We start from the raw sequence: 4750 nt of genomic DNA, 5'->3' as shown, positions 1-4750 counted from the left end.
AAAGGATCAATCCTCACCCCCGATTGATGGATCACCCTGCCAGGCACCCCCACCACTGTGCAATCTTGTTCCACATCTCTAAGTAATACTGAACCAGCGCCAATACGAGTGTTTGTACCCACATTGATTGCGCCTAATACTTTTGCGCCTGCGCCCACAACTACATTTTCCTCGAGGGTGGGATGGCGTTTCCCGCCTTGCTTGCCGGTGCCGCCAAGTGTTACCCCTTGAAATAATAAGCAACGATCACCGATTATCGCCGTTTCACCAATCACCACACCAGCGCCATGATCTATAAATACCCCACGGCCAATTCTTGCCCCAGGATGAATTTCTACCCCTGTAAAGAAACGCCCGATTTGAGATAATAAGCGCGGCAATAACGGCAAATTTAACCGAAACAACTGATGGCTAATGCGATGAAGGCAAATTGCATGAAGCCCCGGATAGCAAAATAGGATTTCTAAAGGGCCCCTTGCGGCCGGATCTCTTTCTTTGATAATCGCAATATCAGCTCTTAAACTTCTAAACATCTAATCAATCAATCCCGTTGTCTGTAGGGGTTTCGGTGAGGCCGATTTCTTTTCTTAGCATATCAATTGTGCTGGCTCCTAGATAACTTTGGGCGCAATGTACTTGGGGCATACGCATCAGTTGGGAGCGATTTTGGCGCAGGGTTTGCTCCACTAATGGCAGGCTTGGTTTATCGCACAACACATGGCTTGCAGCCCGGCAAAGGGCCAGTAAGCGGCTACCCACATCTGGAGAAGCGGTCATCACCAAAAGCTCTTGGCCGCGCATTGAATGCAGGATCACTTCCGCTGCCCTAAGGATGCCGGGGCTGATGCTCACAAGCCCAACACAACTGCCGGTTTTTAGTTCTTTAAGCAGATTAAGTTCATGGCGGAAGTCGTTTAAATCCACTGCCACTGCCCGCACCCCATGGGTTTTTGCAAGTTCTTCCACCGGTTGCAGAAAATACCGACTCGTTACAACTGTGCCGTTGTTGGAGCTTTCCAGCACCGCTTCTAATTCCTCAAGCGGCACCACTTGCACGGGCACATCAAGGCATGGCGCTAATTCTTCTGCGATCAACATCGATGCGCCGATGTCTTCCCTTGGCGTGCTCACCAGCACGCGGGCCCCGCAACGCAAGCGCCAATCCACTTCATGGGTGAGTAACTCACGGGCCTGCTGCAGGGTGCAACCAGCGTTAAGCAAGCCATCGATGCTGCGGCGCACCTCTTGATCAATATCAGGTCGAATGCGCCCCCTAGGCCCTGCAGGGGCTTTTAATTCCCTCGGTTTCTGCTGATCGCGCACGTAGATGCCGGAACCAGCCATTGCTTCCACCACACCATCGTTTTCCAGCTGGCGATAAACCTTGCTGATCGTGTTGCGGTGCAAGCCGGTTTGCATCGCCAATTGGCGGGTGCTGGGTAAGCGATGACCTGGCGGAAAATGACGGGCGGCAATCGCAAAGCAGATCTGGTTGTAGAGCTGCGTGGAAGCCGGGATATCGCTTTCTTGTTGGATGTGAAAACGCACGCTCGGTTGTGACAGCAGCTCAACTGCGCCACGGTAGTGGCCCGCGGGCTAGGTGACAATCCTTTTACCGGTTTTCAGGTAGCTGCGGCTTCAATTTCTGGTTTAGCTGCAGCATTGATCGGCAAAGTACGCACTGCTTTAGTGAGTTGCTCAGGCTTGTCTTTATTGAGCGGCACCCGGCGCGGGCCAAGAAACATGATCATGTTGCGCCCCTCCCGCTTTGGTTCCTGCTGTAATTCAGCATTTTCTTCTAGATCTCTCGCCATACGAAACAAAAGTTGTTCGGCAAGGGCAGTGTGTTGAATTTCACGACCACGAAAAATCACGGTGCATTTCACCTTGTCGCCGGATTTAAGAAATCGCACCGCTTGGCCGATGCGCACTTGGTAATCGTGCTCATCGATTTTGTAGCGCATTTTTACTTCTTTTACCTCAGTTTGATGGGATTTTTTCTTTGTTTCTTTAGCTTTCTTTTCCTGTTCAAATTTGAACTTCCCATAGTCCATTATTCGGCATACAGGCGGATCGGCCTTCTCGCTTACCAATACCAAATCAAGGCCCCTTTCTTTGCCTACTTCAAGGGCTGCTTCCCTGGTGATCACCCCAAGCTGACTGCCGTCTGAATCCACAACTCTTAAGTTGGGGTAACTAATTCTGTCGTTGATGTTCGGTAGTTCCCGAACTGGGGCGCGGCGATCAAAACGGGGGCGGGGTGGGGCCATTCAGTAAGGCGAGGGGGAACTGTGGTTCAACAGGTGACCCTTCACTCTAAGCCTTAGCTGCTGCGATAGCTGCAAGGGCATCTTTAAGGGCCGTTTGCGGGCTTAGCCAAAGCGGTTTGTGGCGGTTTTTAAACCAGGTGCGTTGCCTCTTAGCGAATTGCCAGGTTCGCTTTGCTGTGAGCGCTTGTGCTTCCTCGAGGTTTAGATCTCCCGCCAGCAATGCCACCGCTTCTGCGTAGCCGATGGTTTGCAGTAGCGCTAAATCTTTGCCGAAAAGCTTTTGCAGCAGTTCTGTTTCTTGCACCAGTCCATTGGCATACATCGCAGCACTGCGCTGCTCGATGCGTTGGCGCAAATCAGGGGGATCAAGGCCCAGCTCTAAAACAGCAAATGCTGGTGACCTGCGTCCTTGCTGGCTGCTAAGCGGTTTGCCTGTGCCATAAAGCACCTCTAAACCCCTTTGGGTGCGAATCCTGTCGTTTGGGTGGATCCGGGCAGCGGCGATCGGATCTGCCTTGCTTAGTAATTGATGGCAGCAGGATTGCCCAAGGCCATCAAGCTGTTGCCGCAGCCAAGCTTGGGGCGCTACGGCTGGTGGTTGAAGCCCTTGGCTGAGGGCTTGCAAATAGAGACCACTGCCCCCCACGAGCAAAGCCAAGTGCCCCAGGCCCAATTCTGCGCTAATTAAGGGCTGGGCTAATTCACAGAATTGCTGCAGGTTTAACGGCTGGTTTGGCGGCACCACATCCAGCAGTTCGTGGGTTACGCCAGCGCGTTCTGCTGCGCTTGGTTTTGCCGTACCAACATCCATATGTTGATAGATCTGGCGTGAATCCACACTTAAAACACGGCAGCCCAATTCCAAGGCCAGTTCAATGCCAAGGGCGGTTTTGCCGCTGGCGGTGGGGCCTAAAAGCACCACCATGAGGTCTTTTGTTGGCACTTCCGGCTGGCCCTGGCTGAACTCTGCTTGCAAGGGAATACTCCAACCCCATGGCAAATTCAAGCTGAGAGGCCCCCAGCAGGCGCTCTGGGCCACCGGTGGTAGGATCTAAGTTCAGCGGAAGGGTCCCGCTGGGGTTTGGCTTCCATCAAGGGCCCCTCAGCGGAAACAACAGCATGGGCGAAGCAAGCAGTTCCAACTCTCAGGTTCAATCGGCCTACGGCGCCGAGCAAATTCAAGTTCTCGAAGGCTTGGAGCCGGTGCGTAAGCGGCCGGGGATGTATATCGGCACCACCGGCCCGCGGGGGCTGCACCACCTGGTTTATGAGGTGGTTGATAACTCGGTTGATGAGGCTCTAGCAGGCCACTGCAGTGACATCGAGGTGAGCCTCAACGCGGATGGTTCCTGCACCGTTAGCGACAACGGCCGCGGCATTCCCACCGATATCCATCCCCGCACCGGCAAAAGCGCCCTTGAAACGGTGCTCACCGTGCTCCATGCCGGCGGTAAATTTGGTTCTGGCGGTTACAAGGTGTCTGGCGGCCTCCACGGGGTGGGGGTTTCTGTTGTAAATGCCCTCAGTGAATGGGTGCAGGTAACGGTTTATCGCCAAGATCAGATGCACACCCAACGCTTTGAACGGGGTGCACCAATTGGCACCTTGCTTTCTGTAGATGGCGAAATAGGTCGCACTGGCACCACGTTATGTTTTAAGCCTGATTTTCAGATATTTGCCACTGGAATTATCTTTGATTACCAAACTCTTTCCGGCAGGTTAAGAGAACTTGCATACCTAAATGGAGGCGTTCGGATTGTATTTAGAGATGATCGCCCTGAATCAATTCGCGAAGAAATTTATCATTACCAAGGTGGAATTCGAGAATATGTAAATTACATGAATACCGGCAAAGATCCTTTGCATCCTGAAATTATTTATGTAAATTCAGAAAAGGATGGCGTTCAAGTAGAGGCTGCTTTGCAGTGGTGTGTGGATGCTTATTCCGATAGTATTTTAGGCTTTGCAAATAATATTCGCACCATTGATGGCGGCACCCATATTGAAGGTTTAAAAACCGTTCTTACCCGCACCTTAAATACATTTGCGCGAAAAAGAGGTAAAAGAAAAGATGCGGATGGCAATTTAGCTGGTGAAAATATCCGCGAGGGATTAACAGCTGTTCTTTCCGTGAAAGTGCCCGAGCCTGAGTTTGAAGGGCAGACAAAAACAAAACTTGGTAATACAGAAGTGCGCGGTATTGTTGATACCGTGGTGGGTGAATCTTTAAGTGAATATCTTGAATTCCATCCTCAGGTAATTGATTTAATCCTTGAAAAGGCAATACAAGCCTTTAATGCTGCCGAGGCAGCGCGTCGGGCAAGGGAATTAGTTCGCCGTAAAAGTGTGCTGGAAAGTTCCACTTTGCCAGGCAAACTTGCAGATTGCAGTTCCCGTGATCCTTCCGAATCCGAGATTTACATCGTGGAGGGTGATTCAGCTGGCGGATCAGCTAAACAGGGCAGGGATCGCCGCAATCA

General features: G+C 51.7%; 5 protein-coding genes. 1 reads left to right on the top strand and 4 read right to left on the bottom strand.

The window, feature by feature from the left end:
- The 4 genes from cysE to miaA form a co-directional block, all read right to left on the bottom strand.
- A partial coding sequence (gene cysE / locus AC2JC8_RS07655; protein ID WP_484594448.1) for a serine O-acetyltransferase occupies window positions 1-533 on the bottom strand: 533 nt, incomplete at its 3' end.
- Between the two features lie 4 nt (window positions 534-537).
- Window positions 538-1548 (bottom strand): GntR family transcriptional regulator, encoded by a 1011-nt coding sequence (locus AC2JC8_RS07650; RefSeq protein ID WP_461555854.1) that lies wholly within the window; start codon window positions 1546-1548, stop codon window positions 538-540.
- A 74-nt stretch (window positions 1549-1622) separates the two neighbouring features.
- Window positions 1623-2270 carry a translation initiation factor IF-3 gene (gene infC, locus AC2JC8_RS07645; RefSeq protein WP_481929002.1) on the bottom strand — a complete coding sequence of 216 codons (648 nt, stop codon included), beginning with the start codon at window positions 2268-2270 and terminating at the stop codon, window positions 1623-1625.
- Between the two features lie 46 nt (window positions 2271-2316).
- Complete coding sequence (gene miaA / locus AC2JC8_RS07640; RefSeq protein ID WP_484594450.1) at window positions 2317-3213, bottom strand: tRNA (adenosine(37)-N6)-dimethylallyltransferase MiaA; 897 nt, start codon at window positions 3211-3213, stop codon at window positions 2317-2319.
- A gap of 176 nt (window positions 3214-3389) precedes the next feature.
- On the opposite strand from miaA, the gene AC2JC8_RS07635 reads away from it, so the two are divergent.
- On the top strand, window positions 3390-4750 hold a 1361-nt coding region (locus tag AC2JC8_RS07635), incomplete at its 3' end, for an ATP-binding protein (RefSeq protein ID WP_484594447.1).

This window comes from Synechococcus sp., assembly GCF_982614295.1.
The sequence above is the reverse complement of the archived record's forward strand: the minus strand, read 5'-3'. Positions and strand labels throughout refer to the sequence as shown.

What these genes read in the sequence shown, in the direction of transcription:
- infC (WP_481929002.1), bottom strand. Translation starts at nt 2,270, where the DNA reads ATGGCCCCACCCCGCCCCCGTTTTGATCGCCGCGCCCCAGTTCGGGAA.